This is a genomic window from Aeromonas sp. DSM 116730 (genome assembly GCF_046581335.1).
Classification (GTDB): domain Bacteria; phylum Pseudomonadota; class Gammaproteobacteria; order Enterobacterales; family Aeromonadaceae; genus Aeromonas; species Aeromonas rivipollensis.
Map to the genome: position 1 here is coordinate 1759444 of NZ_CP144265.1, position 20286 is coordinate 1779729.

The 20286-nt window shown below is 60.3% G+C and carries 3 protein-coding genes; all 3 read left to right on the forward strand.

From position 1 onward, the window contains the following. The 3 genes from Aeroheme_RS08165 to Aeroheme_RS08175 all read left to right on the forward strand — a co-directional run bounded on the left by Aeroheme_RS08165 (position 1) and on the right by Aeroheme_RS08175 (position 20279). Positions 1–1926, forward strand: coding sequence for an EAL domain-containing protein (locus Aeroheme_RS08165; protein ID WP_106886470.1), 1926 nt, complete (start codon positions 1–3; stop codon positions 1924–1926). 269 nt (positions 1927–2195) lie between these two features. Then, entirely contained in the window at positions 2196–19631 is a 17436-nt protein-coding gene (locus Aeroheme_RS08170) for a retention module-containing protein (protein WP_411167047.1), read from the forward strand. Between the two features lie 90 nt (positions 19632–19721). Next, a complete protein-coding gene (locus tag Aeroheme_RS08175; RefSeq protein WP_411167048.1) occupies positions 19722–20279 on the forward strand; it encodes a hypothetical protein in 558 nt (185 codons plus the stop codon). Positions 20280–20286 lie beyond the last annotated feature (7 nt).

The following is a 20286-nucleotide window of genomic DNA, read 5'->3' on the forward strand; positions in this document are numbered from 1 at the left end:
ATGACGCTCTACAGACAACTATTGGCAACCATGCTGTTACTGTTCGGATTGCTGTTTGCCGCCACCTACTGGGTACAGTTCAATTCGACCCGCAACTATCTGGCGCAACAGCAGGAGACCACAGTCATCAACACCTCCACCGCCCTGGGTCTGGCGTTGACGCCGTATCTGGAGAACGGGGACAAGGTGAGTGCCGAATCCGTCATGAAGGCCGTGTTCGACGGCGGCTACTATCGACTGGTCCGCCTCGATCTGCTGGCTTCCAAGGATGTCATCGAACTGGAAAACAGCAGCAACATACAGGGAGTGCCGCAGTGGTTCATCGAGCTGGGCCTCTTCCCTGAGGTATCCAACGAATCCATTCTGACCTCGGGCTGGTTGCAACTGGGCAAGCTGAAGATAGTGGGCCATCCGGGACAGGCCTACTACGAGCTCTGGAAGGGGATGAGCGAGCTGGCGACCTGGTTCCTGGTGGGCTTCCTGATCACCACCATTCTGCTGATGCGGGCACTCAACTACCTGCTCAAACCGCTCAAGCTCATCTGCGAGCAGGCGGTCGAGATAGAGCTGCACCACTTCGGACACACCATTCCCGAGCCCAAGAGCCGCGAGTTGAAACAGGTGGTGCAGGCCATCAACACCCTCTCGAGCAAGCTGGCGGTGCAGTTCAAGGAGCAGGCCGATGAAGCCGAGAATCTGCGCGCCCGGGTCTATGTGGATGCTGTCTCCGGGCTTGGTAACCGCTCCTACTTCGTGGGACAGGTCAATGCCTGGATCGCCGAAGCGGGACAGGGGGGCGTCATGCTGGTGGCCGTCGACATGCTGGACGATCTCTATCGTGAGGAAGGCTATGCGGCGCGGGACAACATGGTCAAGTCTATCGCCCAGGTGCTCAGGGAGCTGCTGGACGGCTGGGATGGTGCGGCGCTGGCCCGGATCTCGGCCACCGAATACGCCCTGCTCTGTCCTACCGATGATCTGTCACAGCTCAAGGATCTGGCGGAGCTTATCAATAGTCGTATCGCCGATCTGGTGGTCAATCCCATGGGTGAGAGCGGTGCGCTCTCCGTGGTCGGGATCGCCGGCCGTGATGGCGATGATGACCTCTCCGCCCTGCTGACCAAGGCGGACAATGCGCTGGGCAAGGCGCGCAACGAGCGACGGGGTGCCGTCGTCATGGAAGGGGGCTCGGATCAGGGGTTGATGGGGCGCCTGGCCTGGCGTGATCTGGTACAGGATGCAATGGCCCGAAACTTGTGGCGCTTCAAGGCGCAGCCTGCCTGTCGCTTCGATGATGGTACGCGCCTGCATGCCGAGCTGTTCGCTTCCATCTCGCGGGATGGGACCGACTATTTCGCAGGCCAGTTCTTGCCCGCCATCGAGCAGTTCCAGATGGGGGCCGAGTTTGACAAGGCCGTTCTGGAAGCCTGCGTGCCCCTGTTCAAGCAACAATCCGAGCTGGTGTTGGCGGTCAACATCACCGCAGGGTCGCTCTGTTCGGATGAGTTCCTGACCTGGCTGAGCGGCTATCTGGCTGTGAATGGCGAGTTGAAGGAGAGACTGTTGTTCGAGATCCCTGAGGCCGCCATCATGAAACACAAGCAGCATGTGACCAACCTGGTCGAGGTGCTGCGAGAGCAGGGCTTCCTGTGGGGGGTCGATCACTATGGTCGCCACTTCCAGTCCCTCGGATATCTGGAGGAACTGGCCCCTGCCTACGTCAAGGTGGATCACGGCTATACCAGCCAGGTCATGGAGCCGGGAGCCGATACCTCCTTCCTGGCAGCGGTCTGCCGGGCCGCCCACAATGCGGGTGTCACGACCATCGCCACTCGAGTGGAGGATCAGCAGCAGGTCGAGGTGCTGGCCAGTCTGCATATAGACGGTTATCAAGGCTTCGTTCATCCGGCATTCCCACTGCCGTGAATCACGCAATCATATTGAAAAGGGCCCCAATGAGGGCCCTTTTTTATATCCATTTAGAATATATGAAGGTGCTTTGCTGCGATGAACATGCAGAAGGGCTGAAAGGCGAGTTGTTAGTGTATTGATTTGTCTGTGTAAAAAACATTCATTCGATTCGCTGCATCGGATGAAGCCAAACAGATTCAATGTTGTACATTTTTGCAACTGAAGCTCGATGGGCGCGCATCTAGAGTGTAGGCATCAAGATCTGTCACCCTGGAGCAATGGATATGCGCACCCAAATCATCGACAAAACCGTCGTCGTCTCTTCCGTGGAAGGCAATGTTCAGATCCTGCTTGCCGATGGCAGCAGCCGTCCTCTCCAGCCTGGCGAGATATTGCAACCAGGCGCCAAGCTCAATATTGCCGACGATGCGAAATTGATGTTGGCACCCTACGATGACAACCCCGGGCAGGCCGCAGCCGCCCCCGCCGAGACAGATACACCGGCCGAAGGGCAACCCTCATCATCGGCCGAGAACAGCAACCTTCCTCCAGAAATTGCGGCCTTGCAAGAATCCATCCTGCAAGGGGTCGACCCGACCAAGGACTTTGAAGCCGCCGCAGCCGGCGGGGCGCCTGCCGCAGGTGGGGGTGGCGGCATCGGCGGGGTCGCGGGGGCCAGTGGCAACGGCGGCTTTGTCGTCATCGATCGTGTCGGTGATGCGACCATAGCCGAGGCCGGATTTGATACCAGCTATGATGCCTTGCTCGATCAGAATGTGCTGCAGGAAGACGATCTTCTGCCAGAGAATGAGCTCGATGATCTGGATGAATCTGAAGTCACCCAGGAAGACCAAGCCATCAGTGGCAACCTGCTGCTCAACAGCAGCAACTCCGACGGCCCTTTCGACGCATCCATTGTCTCCTATAGCTGGGGCAGCAACATCGGCATTCTAGCCGGTGTCGAGAGCTCATTGGATGGGATAGGCACCCTCATCATCAATGCCGACGGCTCCTACACCTTCACTCCGGCACTCAATTACACAGGCCCTGTGCCGCCAGCCAACTACATAGTGACCGATGGCGACGACACCAATAACTCCACTCTGACCATCACCATTACCCCTACGGATGAGACAGTCTCCTTGGGCGGGCTGCAGGTCGAAGGGGGCGAGCTTGTTCTGAATGAAGCGGCACTGGCCGATGGCAGCAGCCCGGATGCTGCTGGCCTGACCAAGAGCGGCGCCTTCACCTTCAATGCGGCAGATGGCATCCAGAGCCTGACTCTGGGTGGCGTGGTACTCATCAGTAACGGTCAGGTCATCAGCAGTTTCCCGCAGGCGATCCCGAGCCCTCTGGGCAATCAGCTGTTGGTGACAGGCATCAGCTACAACCCGGTGACAGGCGCCGGCACTGTGACTTACAGCTATACCCTGAGCGATAACGAGGCTCACACCCAGCCTGCCAATGACACTGCCCTGACCGACAGTTTCAATGTTGTGCTGACGGACAGCGACGGTGACAGCACCAGTGCCAGTCTGGATGTGGTGATACTGGATGACGTACCCAGCGTGCGCCTGCTCCCTGGGGCCGGTGAGCTGGGTGTGGTCAGCGTGGACGAGAGCTTGCCTGCCTTGGATGGTGCAGACAGCGATGGCATAGGTAGTGCGACCCTGGCGGCAGCCGTGGTGCAAGCCCAGTTCAGCCATGCGTTCGGTGCGGATGGTGCGGGCAACATCGGCTACAACCTGGCCCTCAATGGCAGCAATGTGGCGAGCGGCCTCTATGCGGTTGATCCGCAGGCCGCCAATGGCCAGGGTACTCAGATCCTGCTCAATCAAGTGGGCAATGTCATCACCGGCAGCGCCAACGGGGTGAGCTACTTCACCCTCACCATAGATCCGGCCACTGGCGCCGTGACCCTGAACCTGCTGGACAATGTCTGGCACGGCAATACCGGCAATCACGATGACAGCGTCAGCCTGACCCTGAACAGCGGTGTGCTGACCCTGGTGCAGACCGTCACCGATGCCGATGGCGACAACGCCAAGGCCAGCATCGATCTGGGCGTCAACGGGACGTTCCGCTTCGAGGACGATGGCCCGACCGCAGGACTGGCCGGTGAGGCCCCGAGTCTTGGGTCGGTGAAGGTGGACGAGAGTCTGCCAGCGCTGGGCGGTGTGGGCGGTGACGGTATCGTCACCGCGACCCTGGCGGCAGCCGTGGTGCAAGCCCAGTTCAGCCATGCGTTCGGTGCGGATGGTGCGGGCAACATCGGCTACAACCTGGCCCTCAATGGCAGCAATGTGGCGAGCGGCCTCTATGCGGTTGATCCGCAGGCCGCCAATGGCCAGGGTACTCAGATCCTGCTCAATCAAGTGGGCAATGTCATCACCGGCAGCGCCAACGGGGTGAGCTACTTCACCCTCACCATAGATCCGGCCACTGGCGCCGTGACCCTGAACCTGCTGGACAATGTCTGGCACGGCAATACCGGCAATCACGATGACAGCGTCAGCCTGACCCTGAACAGCGGTGTGCTGACCCTGGTGCAGACCGTCACCGATGCCGATGGCGACAACGCCAAGGCCAGCATCGATCTGGGCGTCAACGGGACGTTCCGCTTCGAGGACGATGGCCCGACCGCAGGACTGGCCGGTGAGGCCCCGAGTCTTGGGTCGGTGAAGGTGGACGAGAGTCTGCCAGCGCTGGGCGGTGTGGGCGGTGACGGTATCGTCACCGCGACCCTGGCGGCAGCCGTGGTGCAAGCCCAGTTCAGCCACGCCTTCGGTGCGGACGGGGCCGGCAACATCGGCTACAACCTGGCCCTCACTGACAGCAATGTGGCGAGCGGTCTCTATGCGATTGATCCGCTGGCCGCCAATGGCCAGGGCACTCAGATAGTGCTCAACCAAGTGGGCAATGTCATCACCGGCAGCGCCAACGGGGTGAGCTACTTCACCCTCACCATAGATCCGACCACGGGCGCCGTGACCCTGAACCTGCTGGACAATGTCTGGCACGGTGATACCGGCAATCACGATGACAGCGTCAGCCTGACCCTGAACAGCGGTGTGCTGACCCTGGTGCAGACCGTCACCGATGCCGATGGCGACAACGCCAAGGCCAGCATCGATCTGGGCGTCAACGGGACGTTCCGTTTCGAGGACGATGGCCCGACCGCAGGACTGGCCGGTGAGGCCCCGAGTCTGGGGTCGGTGAAGGTGGATGAGAGTCTGCCAGCGCTGGGCGGCGTGGGCGGTGACGGTATCGTCAGCGCGACCCTGGCCGCCGCTACGGTGCAAGCCCAGTTCAGCCACGCCTTCGGTGCGGACGGGGCGGGCAACATAGGCTACAACCTGGCCCTCACTGGCAGCAATGTGGCGAGCGGTCTCTATGCGGTTGATCCGCTGGCCGCCAATGGCCAGGGCACTCAGATAGTGCTCAATCAAGTGGGCAATGTCATCACCGGCAGCGCCAACGGGGTGAGCTACTTCACCCTCACCATAGATCCGGCCACTGGCGCCGTGACCCTGAACCTGCTGGACAATGTCTGGCACGGCAATACCGGCAGTCACGATGACAGTGTCAGCCTGACCCTGAACAGCGGTGTGCTGACCCTGGTGCAGACCGTCACCGATGCCGATGGCGACAACGCCAAGGCCAGCATCGATCTGGGCGTCAACGGGACGTTCCGTTTCGAGGACGATGGTCCGACGGCCGGACTGGCAACTCAGGCCCCGAGTCTGGGGTCGGTGAAGGTGGATGAGAGTCTGCCAGCGCTGGGCGGCGTGGGCGGTGACGGTATCGTCAGCGCGACCCTGGCCGCCGCTACGGTGCAAGCCCAGTTCAGCCACGCCTTCGGTGCGGACGGGGCGGGCAACATAGGCTACAACCTGGCCCTCACTGGCAGCAATGTGGCGAGCGGTCTCTATGCGGTTGATCCGCTGGCCGCCAATGGCCAGGGCACTCAGATAGTGCTCAATCAAGTGGGCAATGTCATCACCGGCAGCGCCAACGGGGTGAGCTACTTCACCCTCACCATAGATCCGGCCACTGGCGCCGTGACCCTGAACCTGCTGGACAATGTCTGGCACGGCAATACCGGCAGCCATGATGACAGCGTCAGCCTGACCCTGAACAGCGGTGTGCTGACCCTGGTGCAGACAGTGACCGATGCCGATGGCGACAACGCCAAGGCCAGCATCGATCTGGGGACCGGCGGCGTGTTCCGCTTCGAGGACGATGGTCCGACGGCCGGACTGGCAACTCAGGCCCCGAGTCTGGGGTCGGTGAAGGTGGATGAGAGTCTGCCGGCGCTGGGCGGCGTGGGCGGTGACGGTATCGTCAGCGCGACCCTGGCCGCCGCTACGGTGCAAGCCCAGTTCAGCCACGCCTTCGGTGCGGACGGGGCGGGCAACATAGGCTACAACCTGGCCCTCACTGGCAGCAATGTGGCGAGCGGTCTCTATGCGGTTGATCCGCTGGCCGCCAATGGCCAGGGCACTCAGATAGTGCTCAATCAAGTGGGCAATGTCATCACCGGCAGCGCCAACGGGGTGAGCTACTTCACCCTCACCATAGATCCGGCCACTGGCGCCGTGACCCTGAACCTGCTGGACAATGTCTGGCACGGCAATACCGGCAGTCACGATGACAGTGTCAGCCTGACCCTGAACAGCGGTGTGCTGACCCTGGTGCAGACAGTGACCGACGCCGATGGCGACAACGCCAAGGCCAGCATCGATCTGGGGACCGGCGGCGTGTTCCGCTTCGAGGACGATGGTCCGACGGCCGGACTGGCAACTCAGGCCCCGAGTCTGGGGTCGGTGAAGGTGGATGAGAGTCTGCCGGCGCTGGGCGGCGTGGGCGGTGACGGTATCGTCAGCGCGACCCTGGCCGCCGCTACGGTGCAAGCCCAGTTCAGCCACGCCTTCGGTGCGGACGGGGCGGGCAACATAGGCTACAACCTGGCCCTCACTGGCAGCAATGTGGCGAGCGGTCTCTATGCGGTTGATCCGCTGGCCGCCAATGGCCAGGGCACTCAGATAGTGCTCAATCAAGTGGGCAATGTCATCACCGGCAGCGCCAACGGGGTGAGCTACTTCACCCTCACCATAGATCCGGCCACTGGCGCCGTGACCCTGAACCTGCTGGACAATGTCTGGCACGGCAATACCGGCAGCCATGATGACAGCGTCAGCCTGACCCTGAACAGCGGTGTGCTGACCCTGGTGCAGACAGTGACCGATGCCGATGGCGACAACGCCAAGGCCAGCATCGATCTGGGGACCGGCGGCGTGTTCCGCTTCGAGGACGATGGTCCGACGGCCGGACTGGCAACTCAGGCCCCGAGTCTGGGGTCGGTGAAGGTGGATGAGAGTCTGCCGGCGCTGGGCGGCGTGGGCGGTGACGGTATCGTCAGCGCGACCCTGGCCGCCGCTACGGTGCAAGCCCAGTTCAGCCACGCCTTCGGTGCGGACGGGGCGGGCAACATAGGCTACAACCTGGCCCTCACTGGCAGCAATGTGGCGAGCGGTCTCTATGCGGTTGATCCGCTGGCCGCCAATGGCCAGGGCACTCAGATAGTGCTCAATCAAGTGGGCAATGTCATCACCGGCAGCGCCAACGGGGTGAGCTACTTCACCCTCACCATAGATCCGGCCACTGGCGCCGTGACCCTGAACCTGCTGGACAATGTCTGGCACGGCAATACCGGCAGCCATGATGACAGCGTCAGCCTGACCCTGAACAGCGGTGTGCTGACCCTGGTGCAGACAGTGACCGATGCCGATGGCGACAACGCCAAGGCCAGCATCGATCTGGGGACCGGCGGCGTGTTCCGCTTCGAGGACGATGGTCCGACGGCCGGACTGGCAACTCAGGCCCCGAGTCTGGGGTCGGTGAAGGTGGATGAGAGTCTGCCGGCGCTGGGCGGCGTGGGCGGTGACGGTATCGTCAGCGCGACCCTGGCCGCCGCTACGGTGCAAGCCCAGTTCAGCCACGCCTTCGGTGCGGACGGGGCGGGCAACATAGGCTACAACCTGGCCCTCACTGGCAGCAATGTGGCGAGCGGTCTCTATGCGGTTGATCCGCTGGCCGCCAATGGCCAGGGCACTCAGATAGTGCTCAATCAAGTGGGCAATGTCATCACCGGCAGCGCCAACGGGGTGAGCTACTTCACCCTCACCATAGATCCGGCCACTGGCGCCGTGACCCTGAACCTGCTGGACAATGTCTGGCACGGCAATACCGGCAGTCACGATGACAGTGTCAGCCTGACCCTGAACAGCGGTGTGCTGACCCTGGTGCAGACAGTGACCGACGCCGATGGCGACAACGCCAAGGCCAGCATCGATCTGGGGACTGGTGGTGTGTTCCGCTTCGAGGACGATGGTCCGACTGCAGGGCTGGCAACTCAGGCCCCGAGTCTGGGGTCGGTGAAGGTGGATGAGAGTCTGCCGGCGCTGGGCGGCGTGGGCGGTGACGGTATCGTCAGCGCGACTCTGGCAGCTGCTACGGTGCAAGCCCAGTTTAGCCATGCCTTCGGTGCGGACGGGGCCGGCAACATCGGCTATAACCTGGCCCTCAATGGCAGCAATGTGGCGAGCGGCCTCTATGCGGTTGATCCGCTGGCCGCCAATGGCCAGGGCACTCAGATAGTGCTCAACCAAGTGGGCAATGTCATCACCGGCAGCGCCAACGGGGTGAGCTACTTCACCCTCACCATAGATCCGGCCACCGGCGCCGTGACCCTGAACCTGCTGGACAATGTCTGGCACGGCAATACCGGCAGTCACGATGACAGCGTCAGCCTGACCCTGAACAGCGGTGTGCTGACCCTGGTGCAGACAGTGACCGATGCCGATGGCGACAACGCCAAGGCCAGCATCGATCTGGGGACCGGCGGCGTGTTCCGCTTCGAGGACGATGGCCCCGTGCAGTCTGGTAATGGGCAAGGCCCCACTGTGCATGGCTCGGTACAGGAGGATGCCCTGACACTGGCTGGCGGTGCTCCCCATGAGGGCAACCATGAAGGGCCCGGGCAGACCACCACGGTCAGTGATACTTCGGGCTCTCTGAATACCTTGGTGGAATTCGGGGCCGATGGTCCTGGCGTATTCAGTCTGTCGAATAACGTCAGTTCACTGGTCTCACAAGGGCTGAGCAGCGGTGGCGTGGCGCTGAGTTATAGCGTGGCGGGCAATGTGTTGACAGCAACTGCAGGCGGGACAGTGATCTTCACCTTGACGGTGGCTGCTGACGGTGATTACTCCTTCACCCTGAAGGGACCGCTGGATCATCCTGTCAAGGAAGGGTTGCCGAATGGCGATAATGAGTTGCTGCCGGTACCTATCGACTTCTCGGGTGTCCTGGTTGCTACCGATGGGGATGGTGATCGGGTCCAGGGCTTCACGAAAGGGTCATTCGTCATCGATGTGCAGGATGATATTCCTGTGGCCCAAGATGACTACGCTACCGTGCTTGCCGGTCAGTCTCAGAACATCAATATGGTATTCGTGCTCGACTTCAGCGGCAGTATCGACAATAGCGAGCTGAACATCATGCTGGATGCAGTACGTACTGCAGGACAGGCGCTGTTCAATACCTCTGGTGGCCAAGTCAAGATCCAGATAGTGGCATTTTCCGGCGATTCCATCGCGTATTTGCCAACCGATAATGTCACCGCGTTCACTAATCTGGTTAATTCGTTGAACCCGCAGGAGCCCGGCGGTATACGTCCATTCAATGGCAGCACCGACTTCACCGATGCCATTGAGCAGACCATGATCTCTTACACGCCGATCCCGGGTTGGAGTAACCAGGTTGTCTTCATCAGCGATGGTGACCCCAATGAACAAACCGGCCCAGGTGGTGCTTCACTCACCAACACGGTGGCAACCAACTGGAACAATTTCGTCGATACCAACCTGGTCAATGTCACCACCATAGGCATTGGCAATGGGATCAATGATGTCCGCCTGCAAGAAGTCGACTTGGATGCCGGCCCGAACAACATGCCGCTGCGGGTTAATAACTTCAGTGACCTGGTCAACACCCTGCTCAATCAGGTGATAGGCGGCCTGGTGCAAGGCAATGTGCTCAGCGGCTCAAACAATGTCGTGGGTGGTGGGGACGATGATGCCTATGGCGCTGATGGTCCAGGTTATATCCAGTCCATCAAGATTGGCGCGACCACCTACAGCTGGGACGGGGTGCTCGATGGCGATCAGCAGCTGACGGCCGTCACTACTCCCGCGGGTGGCAAGCTGAGCTTCAACTTCTCCACTGGGGCATGGAGTTATCAGGCTCCCGCCAATGTGAATGGTGATCTCACCGAAGACTTCCAATACATCCTGATCGATAAGGACGGCGATCCGGCCACGGCCACCCTGCATCTGTATGTCGAAGATGTGGGCTCGGTGGAGGCTTATGTCGATGAGGATGAGTTGCCAAGCGGGATCACCGATAGTGACAGCGTCACCAATAGCGTCAGTGGCACCGTTGCCCCCTTGATTGTCGGCCCGGACAATTCCGCGACCATCAGCCTCAACACTAATACCAGTGGTGTAACCCCGGCCAGTTCGGGTGGCGTGGCGCTGGTCTATACGGTAGTGGGTGATACCCTGACTGCCACGGCCAATGGGGCGACTGTGTTCACACTTCAGGTCGGTTCAAATGGCAGCTATCAGTTCAACCTGGTCAAGTCGCTGGATCATCCGCTGGGTAATGGCGATGACAACGAACTGCTGACCCTGGATTTCACCAGCATCCTGAAGGCCACAGGCGGCAGTGGCACCCTGGCCGGCAGCTTCCTGATCCATGTCGAAGACGATGTGCCCAAGGCCACTAATGAGCTGGGTGGTTCTGTCACTGAAGACGTGGCGGGCAGCCTGAACGGCAACGTGCTGAGCAACGACACCGTGGGGGCAGACACCCCGGCGGCCTTCGTGGGCTGGAGCGCTACCGGGCACAACAACAGTGCGGCAGTCACCGCGCTGACGACCTACGGTACCTTCGTGCAAAACGGCGATGGCAGCTGGACTTATGCGCTGGACAACAGCCGTCCGGCGACCCAGGCGCTGACGTCGGCCTTCGACCAGAGCTATGACGTCTGGTACACCATGAAGGACGCGGACGGTGACGAGAGCATCGCCAAGCTGACCATTAATATCAAGGGGTCGAACGACACCTCTAGCGTGGTGACGGCGGTAGCGAGCGGTCCTGACCACCTGGTATACGAATCGGGTCTCAATCCGAACGGGTCGAATGCGGGGGCCACGACTGAAACGGTGACGGGTAGCTTCACGGTATCGGCCTCGGACGGCATCTTGAACGTGGTGATAGGAGGCACCACGTACACCCTGGCGCAACTGCAGGGCTTCAATGGCACGCAGAGTGTGAACACTGGGGAGGGAATACTGACCCTGCTGAGCTACAGCGGGACAGCCAGCGGCGGGACGGTGAACTACCGCTACACCTTGAGCGCGACCATCGACAACGACAGCAAGGCAGGCGCCACGCTGACGGAATTTGATGACAGCGTGACCATTGCGGTGAACGGGGTAGGTGGCACCAGTGCCAGCGACCAGCTGATAGTGCGTATCGTGGATGACACTCCGACGGCGAAGGATGAGAACGGCGGTAGCGTCACCGAAGACGTGGCGGGCAGCCTGAACGGCAACGTGCTGAGCAACGACACCGTGGGGGCAGACACCCCGGCGGCCTTCGTGGGCTGGAGCGCTACCGGGCACAACAACAGTGCGGCAGTCACCGCGCTGACGACCTACGGTACCTTCGTGCAAAACGGCGATGGCAGCTGGACTTATGCGCTGGACAACAGCCGTCCGGCGACCCAGGCGCTGACGTCGGCCTTCGACCAGAGCTATGACGTCTGGTACACCATGAAGGACGCGGACGGTGACGAGAGCATCGCCAAGCTGACCATTAATATCAAGGGGTCGAACGACACCTCTAGCGTGGTGACGGCGGTAGCGAGCGGTCCTGACCACCTGGTATACGAATCGGGTCTCAATCCGAACGGGTCGAATGCGGGGGCCACGACTGAAACGGTGACGGGTAGCTTCACGGTATCGGCCTCGGACGGCATCTTGAACGTGGTGATAGGAGGCACCACGTACACCCTGGCGCAACTGCAGGGCTTCAATGGCACGCAGAGTGTGAACACTGGGGAGGGAATACTGACCCTGCTGAGCTACAGCGGGACAGCCAGCGGCGGGACGGTGAACTACCGCTACACCTTGAGCGCGACCATCGACAACGACAGCAAGGCAGGCGCCACGCTGACGGAATTTGATGACAGCGTGACCATTGCGGTGAACGGGGTAGGTGGCACCAGTGCCAGCGACCAGCTGATAGTGCGTATCGTGGATGACACTCCGACGGCGAAGGATGAGAACGGCGGTAGCGTCACCGAAGACGTGGCGGGCAGCCTGAACGGCAACGTGTTGAGCAACGACACCGTGGGGGCAGACACCCCGGCGGCCTTCGTGGGCTGGAGCGCTACCGGGCACAACAACAGTGCGGCAGTCACCGCGCTGACGACCTACGGTACCTTCGTGCAAAACGGCGATGGCAGCTGGACTTATGCGCTGGACAACAGCCGTCCGGCGACCCAGGCGCTGACGTCGGCCTTCGACCAGAGCTATGACGTCTGGTACACCATGAAGGACGCGGACGGTGACGAGAGCATCGCCAAGCTGACCATTAATATCAAGGGGTCGAACGACACCTCTAGCGTGGTGACGGCGGTAGCGAGCGGTCCTGACCACCTGGTATACGAATCGGGTCTCAATCCGAACGGGTCGAATGCGGGGGCCACGACTGAAACGGTGACGGGTAGCTTCACGGTATCGGCCTCGGACGGCATCTTGAACGTGGTGATAGGAGGCACCACGTACACCCTGGCGCAACTGCAGGGCTTCAATGGCACGCAGAGTGTGAACACTGGGGAGGGAATACTGACCCTGCTGAGCTACAGCGGGACAGCCAGCGGCGGGACGGTGAACTACCGCTACACCTTGAGCGCGACCATCGACAACGACAGCAAGGCAGGCGCCACGCTGACGGAATTTGATGACAGCGTGACCATTGCGGTGAACGGGGTAGGTGGCACCAGTGCCAGCGACCAGCTGATAGTGCGTATCGTGGATGACACTCCGACGGCGAAGGATGAGAACGGCGGTAGCGTCACCGAAGACGTGGCGGGCAGCCTGAACGGCAACGTGTTGAGCAACGACACCGTGGGGGCAGACACCCCGGCGGCCTTCGTGGGCTGGAGCGCTACCGGGCACAACAACAGTGCGGCAGTCACCGCGCTGACGACCTACGGTACCTTCGTGCAAAACGGCGATGGCAGCTGGACTTATGCGCTGGACAACAGCCGTCCGGCGACCCAGGCGCTGACGTCGGCCTTCGACCAGAGCTATGACGTCTGGTACACCATGAAGGACGCGGACGGTGACGAGAGCATCGCCAAGCTGACCATTAATATCAAGGGGTCGAACGACACCTCTAGCGTGGTGACGGCGGTAGCGAGCGGTCCTGACCACCTGGTATACGAATCGGGTCTCAATCCGAACGGGTCGAATGCGGGGGCCACGACTGAAACGGTGACGGGTAGCTTCACGGTATCGGCCTCGGACGGCATCTTGAACGTGGTGATAGGAGGCACCACGTACACCCTGGCGCAACTGCAGGGCTTCAATGGCACGCAGAGTGTGAACACTGGGGAGGGAATACTGACCCTGCTGAGCTACAGCGGGACAGCCAGCGGCGGGACGGTGAACTACCGCTACACCTTGAGCGCGACCATCGACAACGACAGCAAGGCAGGCGCCACGCTGACGGAATTTGATGACAGCGTGACCATTGCGGTGAACGGGGTAGGTGGCACCAGTGCCAGCGACCAGCTGATAGTGCGTATCGTGGATGACACTCCGACGGCGAAGGATGAGAACGGCGGTAGCGTCACCGAAGACGTGGCGGGCAGCCTGAACGGCAACGTGTTGAGCAACGACACCGTGGGGGCAGACACCCCGGCGGCCTTCGTGGGCTGGAGCGCTACCGGGCACAACAACAGTGCGGCAGTCACCGCGCTGACGACCTACGGTACCTTCGTGCAAAACGGCGATGGCAGCTGGACTTATGCGCTGGACAACAGCCGTCCGGCGACCCAGGCGCTGACGTCGGCCTTCGACCAGAGCTATGACGTCTGGTACACCATGAAGGACGCGGACGGTGACGAGAGCATCGCCAAGCTGACCATTAATATCAAGGGGTCGAACGACACCTCTAGCGTGGTGACGGCGGTAGCGAGCGGTCCTGACCACCTGGTATACGAATCGGGTCTCAATCCGAACGGGTCGAATGCGGGGGCCACGACTGAAACGGTGACGGGTAGCTTCACGGTATCGGCCTCGGACGGCATCTTGAACGTGGTGATAGGAGGCACCACGTACACCCTGGCGCAACTGCAGGGCTTCAATGGCACGCAGAGTGTGAACACTGGGGAGGGAATACTGACCCTGCTGAGCTACAGCGGGACAGCCAGCGGCGGGACGGTGAACTACCGCTACACCTTGAGCGCGACCATCGACAACGACAGCAAGGCAGGCGCCACGCTGACGGAATTTGATGACAGCGTGACCATTGCGGTGAACGGGGTAGGTGGCACCAGTGCCAGCGACCAGCTGATAGTGCGTATCGTGGATGACACTCCGACGGCGAAGGATGAGAACGGCGGTAGCGTCACCGAAGACGTGGCGGGCAGCCTGAACGGCAACGTGTTGAGCAACGACACCGTGGGGGCAGACACCCCGGCGGCCTTCGTGGGCTGGAGCGCTACCGGGCACAACAACAGTGCGGCAGTCACCGCGCTGACGACCTACGGTACCTTCGTGCAAAACGGCGATGGCAGCTGGACTTATGCGCTGGACAACAGCCGTCCGGCGACCCAGGCGCTGACGTCGGCCTTCGACCAGAGCTATGACGTCTGGTACACCATGAAGGACGCGGACGGTGACGAGAGCATCGCCAAGCTGACCATTAATATCAAGGGGTCGAACGACACCTCTAGCGTGGTGACGGCGGTAGCGAGCGGTCCTGACCACCTGGTATACGAATCGGGTCTCAATCCGAACGGGTCGAATGCGGGGGCCACGACTGAAACGGTGACGGGTAGCTTCACGGTATCGGCCTCGGACGGCATCTTGAACGTGGTGATAGGAGGCACCACGTACACCCTGGCGCAACTGCAGGGCTTCAATGGCACGCAGAGTGTGAACACTGGGGAGGGAATACTGACCCTGCTGAGCTACAGCGGGACAGCCAGCGGCGGGACGGTGAACTACCGCTACACCTTGAGCGCGACCATCGACAACGACAGCAAGGCAGGCGCCACGCTGACGGAATTTGATGACAGCGTGACCATTGCGGTGAACGGGGTAGGTGGCACCAGTGCCAGCGACCAGCTGATAGTGCGTATCGTGGATGACACTCCGACGGCGAAGGATGAGAACGGCGGTAGCGTCACCGAAGACGTGGCGGGCAGCCTGAACGGCAACGTGTTGAGCAACGACACCGTGGGGGCAGACACCCCGGCGGCCTTCGTGGGCTGGAGCGCTACCGGGCACAACAACAGTGCGGCAGTCACCGCGCTGACGACCTACGGTACCTTCGTGCAAAACGGCGATGGCAGCTGGACTTATGCGCTGGACAACAGCCGTCCGGCGACCCAGGCGCTGACGTCGGCCTTCGACCAGAGCTATGACGTCTGGTACACCATGAAGGACGCGGACGGTGACGAGAGCATCGCCAAGCTGACCATTAATATCAAGGGGTCGAACGACACCTCTAGCGTGGTGACGGCGGTAGCGAGCGGTCCTGACCACCTGGTATACGAATCGGGTCTCAATCCGAACGGGTCGAATGCGGGGGCCACGACTGAAACGGTGACGGGTAGCTTCACGGTATCGGCCTCGGACGGCATCTTGAACGTGGTGATAGGAGGCACCACGTACACCCTGGCGCAACTGCAGGGCTTCAATGGCACGCAGAGTGTGAACACTGGGGAGGGAATACTGACCCTGCTGAGCTACAGCGGGACAGCCAGCGGCGGGACGGTGAACTACCGCTACACCTTGAGCGCGACCATCGACAACGACAGCAAGGCAGGCGCCACGCTGACGGAATTTGATGACAGCGTGACCATTGCGGTGAACGGGGTAGGTGGCACCAGTGCCAGCGACCAGCTGATAGTGCGTATCGTGGATGACACTCCGACGGCGAAGGATGAGAACGGCGGTAGCGTCACCGAAGACGTGGCGGGCAGCCTGAACGGCAACGTGCTGAGCAACGACACCGTGGGGGCAGACACCCCGGCGGCCTTCGTGGGCTGGAGCGCTACCGGGCACAACAACAGTGCGGCAGTCACCGCGCTGACGACCTACGGTACCTTCGTGCAAAACGGCGATGGCAGCTGGACTTATGCGCTGGACAACAGCCGTCCGGCGACCCAGGCGCTGACGTCGGCCTTCGACCAGAGCTATGACGTCTGGTACACCATGAAGGACGCGGACGGTGACGAGAGCATCGCCAAGCTGACCATTAATATCAAGGGGTCGAACGACACCTCTAGCGTGGTGACGGCGGTAGCGAGCGGTCCTGACCACCTGGTATACGAATCGGGTCTCAATCCGAACGGGTCGAATGCGGGGGCCACGACTGAAACGGTGACGGGTAGCTTCACGGTATCGGCCTCGGACGGCATCTTGAACGTGGTGATAGGAGGCACCACGTACACCCTGGCGCAACTGCAGGGCTTCAATGGCACGCAGAGTGTGAACACTGGGGAGGGAATACTGACCCTGCTGAGCTACAGCGGGACAGCCAGCGGCGGGACGGTGAACTACCGCTACACCTTGAGCGCGACCATCGACAACGACAGCAAGGCAGGCGCCACGCTGACGGAGTTTGACGACAGCGTGACCATCACGGTGAACGGGGTGAGTGGCACCAGTGGCAGCGACCAGCTCATCGTGCGTATCGTGGATGACGTGCCGGTTCAACCGGTAGAGCTGAATACCCGGGTAGAAGAGTTTTCTAACCCTGGTACCAATCTGATGATCATATTGGATACCTCGGGCAGTATGGACTTCGATGCAGAGGCACCTGGATTTGCTACCCGGATGGCCGTTGCCAGGGCCTCCATCCTGCAGTTGATCAACGATTATGATGACTTGGGCAATGTGATGGTGCGTCTGGTGGGGTTTGCCAGTACGGCGACCACCAACTTCCTCGGCTCGGGGGATATCTGGTTGACGGCAGCTCAGGCACTGGATGTGATCGATGACATTACCGATACCTTGGGTAACGGCGGCACTGATTATGACGATGCTTTGATCAAGGCGATGGCGGCATATGATTCGGCAGGGAAGATCATTGGCGGACAGAGCGTGCTCTATTTCCTCTCCGATGGTGAGCCTACCGAAAGCACCAGCTGGCCCGGTGTGGTCGGGACGGGAAACAACGGTATCAATGCGGCTGAACAGACTGCTTGGCAGAATTTCCTGACCAACAATGATGTCCAGGCCTATGCATTGGGGATGGGGGGCGGGGCGACGGCGCCAGCATTGGAGCCTATTTCCTACAACGGCGCTACGGGAACAGATCAGCCTGCCATCATAGTGACGGACCTGAGTCAGTTGGCCAGCACCCTCTCGGGGACTGTGCAAGTGCCGACTACGGGCAACCTGCTGATCGATGCTGGGGTGGCCTTTGGTGCGGACGGTCCTGCCGCCTTGCCCATTACCAGTATTTCCCACGATGCCGATGGTAACCCGGCGACACCGGATGTTATCTACACCACGGCTTATTCCGGCTATAACGCTACTACCCATGTGCTGACTATTCCGACTCATGGGGGGGGCACTCTCTCGGTCAATTTGTTAACCGGGGCTTACAGTTACAGCCTGTCGCTGGATGTGGCCAATGACTACACCGAAACCTTCCGTTACACCATCAGCGATGCCGATGGGGATGTGAAGACAGGGGTGTTGAATATGATCACCACGGATTCCAGTGAGGTCACCGTCTATGACAACAGCAATGAGGCGCTGGTGTATCAGATCATGGTGCCAGGGGCGGTGACTACAACAACCCTTGCTGACTTCGGTGATGTCACCAACTCGAACAACAGCGGGGCTGGGTATAATCCCTGGATATATGACACTGACAGCACCGGCACCAGTGTGATCGATTTGGGGTCAAGCACTATCGCTACGGCGGTTGCAGGTAATGGAGACAAGTGGGTCGTCAGTACCTTAAACAGCTCAACGTTAGATGGCAGCGTAAACGGTGGTGTATTGCTACTGGTCGACTCGAATGATGATGGCGCAGGGGCAGCGCAGCTTTTGACCCCGGAGTTTGTCACGAGTTCGACACTGGCGACAACGCTAAGCTTCCAGTACGACAGAGACAATGTGAATAATAGCGATACAGTGACTTGGAACCTCTACAAGTTTGATGGTGCTAACTGGATCCAGCTTTCCGGTGCAGGTTTGAGTGGCAATCTGTCTAGCAACCCCGCTTCAATGACAACGGTCACAACAGCAACACTGGATGCAAACACTCGTTATCGGGTCTATTTCTCGGTCAATGATGGTTCTGGAAACAGTGACTCAACCTTGCAACTGGACAATATCAGACTCAACATCACAGCCGCCGCCACCGCCGCCATTGCCATCATGGCTGCTCAGGGCAATGTGCTGACCGACCCCAATCACAACCCGTACAGCAGCGATCCCTGGGGGGCGGTAGATGCTCTGGGCAGCGAGAACGCTGTGCTCAAGATCTGGAATGGCAGCAGTTATACCTCTGTTACCACCAGTCAGACGGTTGCCGGGCTCTATGGTTCCCTCGAGATTCACAGTGATGGTGCCTATACCTACACTCCGCTCTCGAACCTGAGTAATGTCGGCCAATCTGATGTCTTCACCTATCAGGTCATGCAAAACGATGGTGATCAGGACACCGCCCAGCTGACCATCAACATTGGAGCCACAGCTGCCGCTGTGCCGACTCCGATAGAAGGCACCGGTGCTGATAACAACCTTAACGGAACGGCAGGCGATGATGTGCTGTTGGGTTATGGCGGTAATGACACCATTCATGGCAATGGGGGTCATGACCACATAGAAGGGGGCGCTGGGAACGATACCCTGTATGGCGATGCAGGCAATGATGCCCTGTTGGGAGGGGTGGGTACCGATATCTTGGATGGCGGCATCGGCAACGATACGCTGATCGGTGGCCTGGGTCCAGATACCCTGACCGGTGGCGCCGGGCACGATACCTTCAAGTGGCTGGCTGGCGAGGCCGATGGCAGCATCGACAAGATAGCCGACTTCACTCTGGGGTTGAGTGGCAGCAATGCCAACAGCGATGTGCTGGACTTGTCCCAGTTGCTGGTCGATGTGCCTGCCAGCGCCAACAACAGTGTCTTGGCCGGTACGCTCAACAGTTATCTGACCTTTGATACGGCAAATAACACGCTGACCATAGACACCAATGGTGGTACTGCTGGCGGGGATCAGTTGACTGTGCTCTTCCAGAATGCACCTAGCTTCTCATCTGGTTCCAACCAGGACATCATCAAGCAACTGCTCGATGATGGTAACCTCAAGGTGGATCCACATCCGTAGACAGCATGTACAGAGGGCGGGCTTGCCTGCCCTCTGTTGCTGACACGGGAAGGACGTTAAGATAGGCAACATTGACGTAGTGAGGAAGATATGGGGCCATTCAACTGGGTCGACATCGATGGCATTCGCTATAGCTGGGACGGGCAGGACAACATCGTCTGCTCCGGCCGCTTTGGCTATCAGGCCGCGATGACGGGTGACAAGCTCAATGGTCTGGAGCTGGAGAGTGAGGATGGCGATGTGGCGGGGCTGCTCAATGTGGACTTTGCCGCCTCCAACATCAGCTTCACGCCGGCAGAGGATGCTCCCTTGCCTCACATGGTGGTGCTGGTTGGCCATGAGTGGGGGCAGCAGGAATATTCACTGCAGAGTTTGAGCGACAACTCCTTGCAGGGGCTGCTCAGCCATGGTGAAGAGCTTGACTGGAGTAGTCTGGCGGTGGTGACGGCTTCCGAGCCGAGCATGCCATCCCAGGGTCACGTTCTGTCGTGGGATTCATTCCATTTCGAGGATGAGTCTCTGCTCGGGGCCGAAGTTCCGTCGTCCGTGATCGCGAGCCATGGCAATCCCCTTGGAGGAGAGATCAGCATCAATATCGACATGACCAATCAGGTGCTGGAGCAGATCCCTCCATTGCACGATATATGAATCCCAA

What these genes read in the sequence shown, in the direction of transcription:
- Aeroheme_RS08165 (WP_106886470.1), top strand. Translation starts at nt 1, where the DNA reads ATGACGCTCTACAGACAACTATTGGCAACCATGCTGTTACTGTTCGGA.
- Aeroheme_RS08170 (WP_411167047.1), top strand. Translation starts at nt 2,196, where the DNA reads ATGCGCACCCAAATCATCGACAAAACCGTCGTCGTCTCTTCCGTGGAA.
- Aeroheme_RS08175 (WP_411167048.1), top strand. Translation starts at nt 19,722, where the DNA reads ATGGGGCCATTCAACTGGGTCGACATCGATGGCATTCGCTATAGCTGG.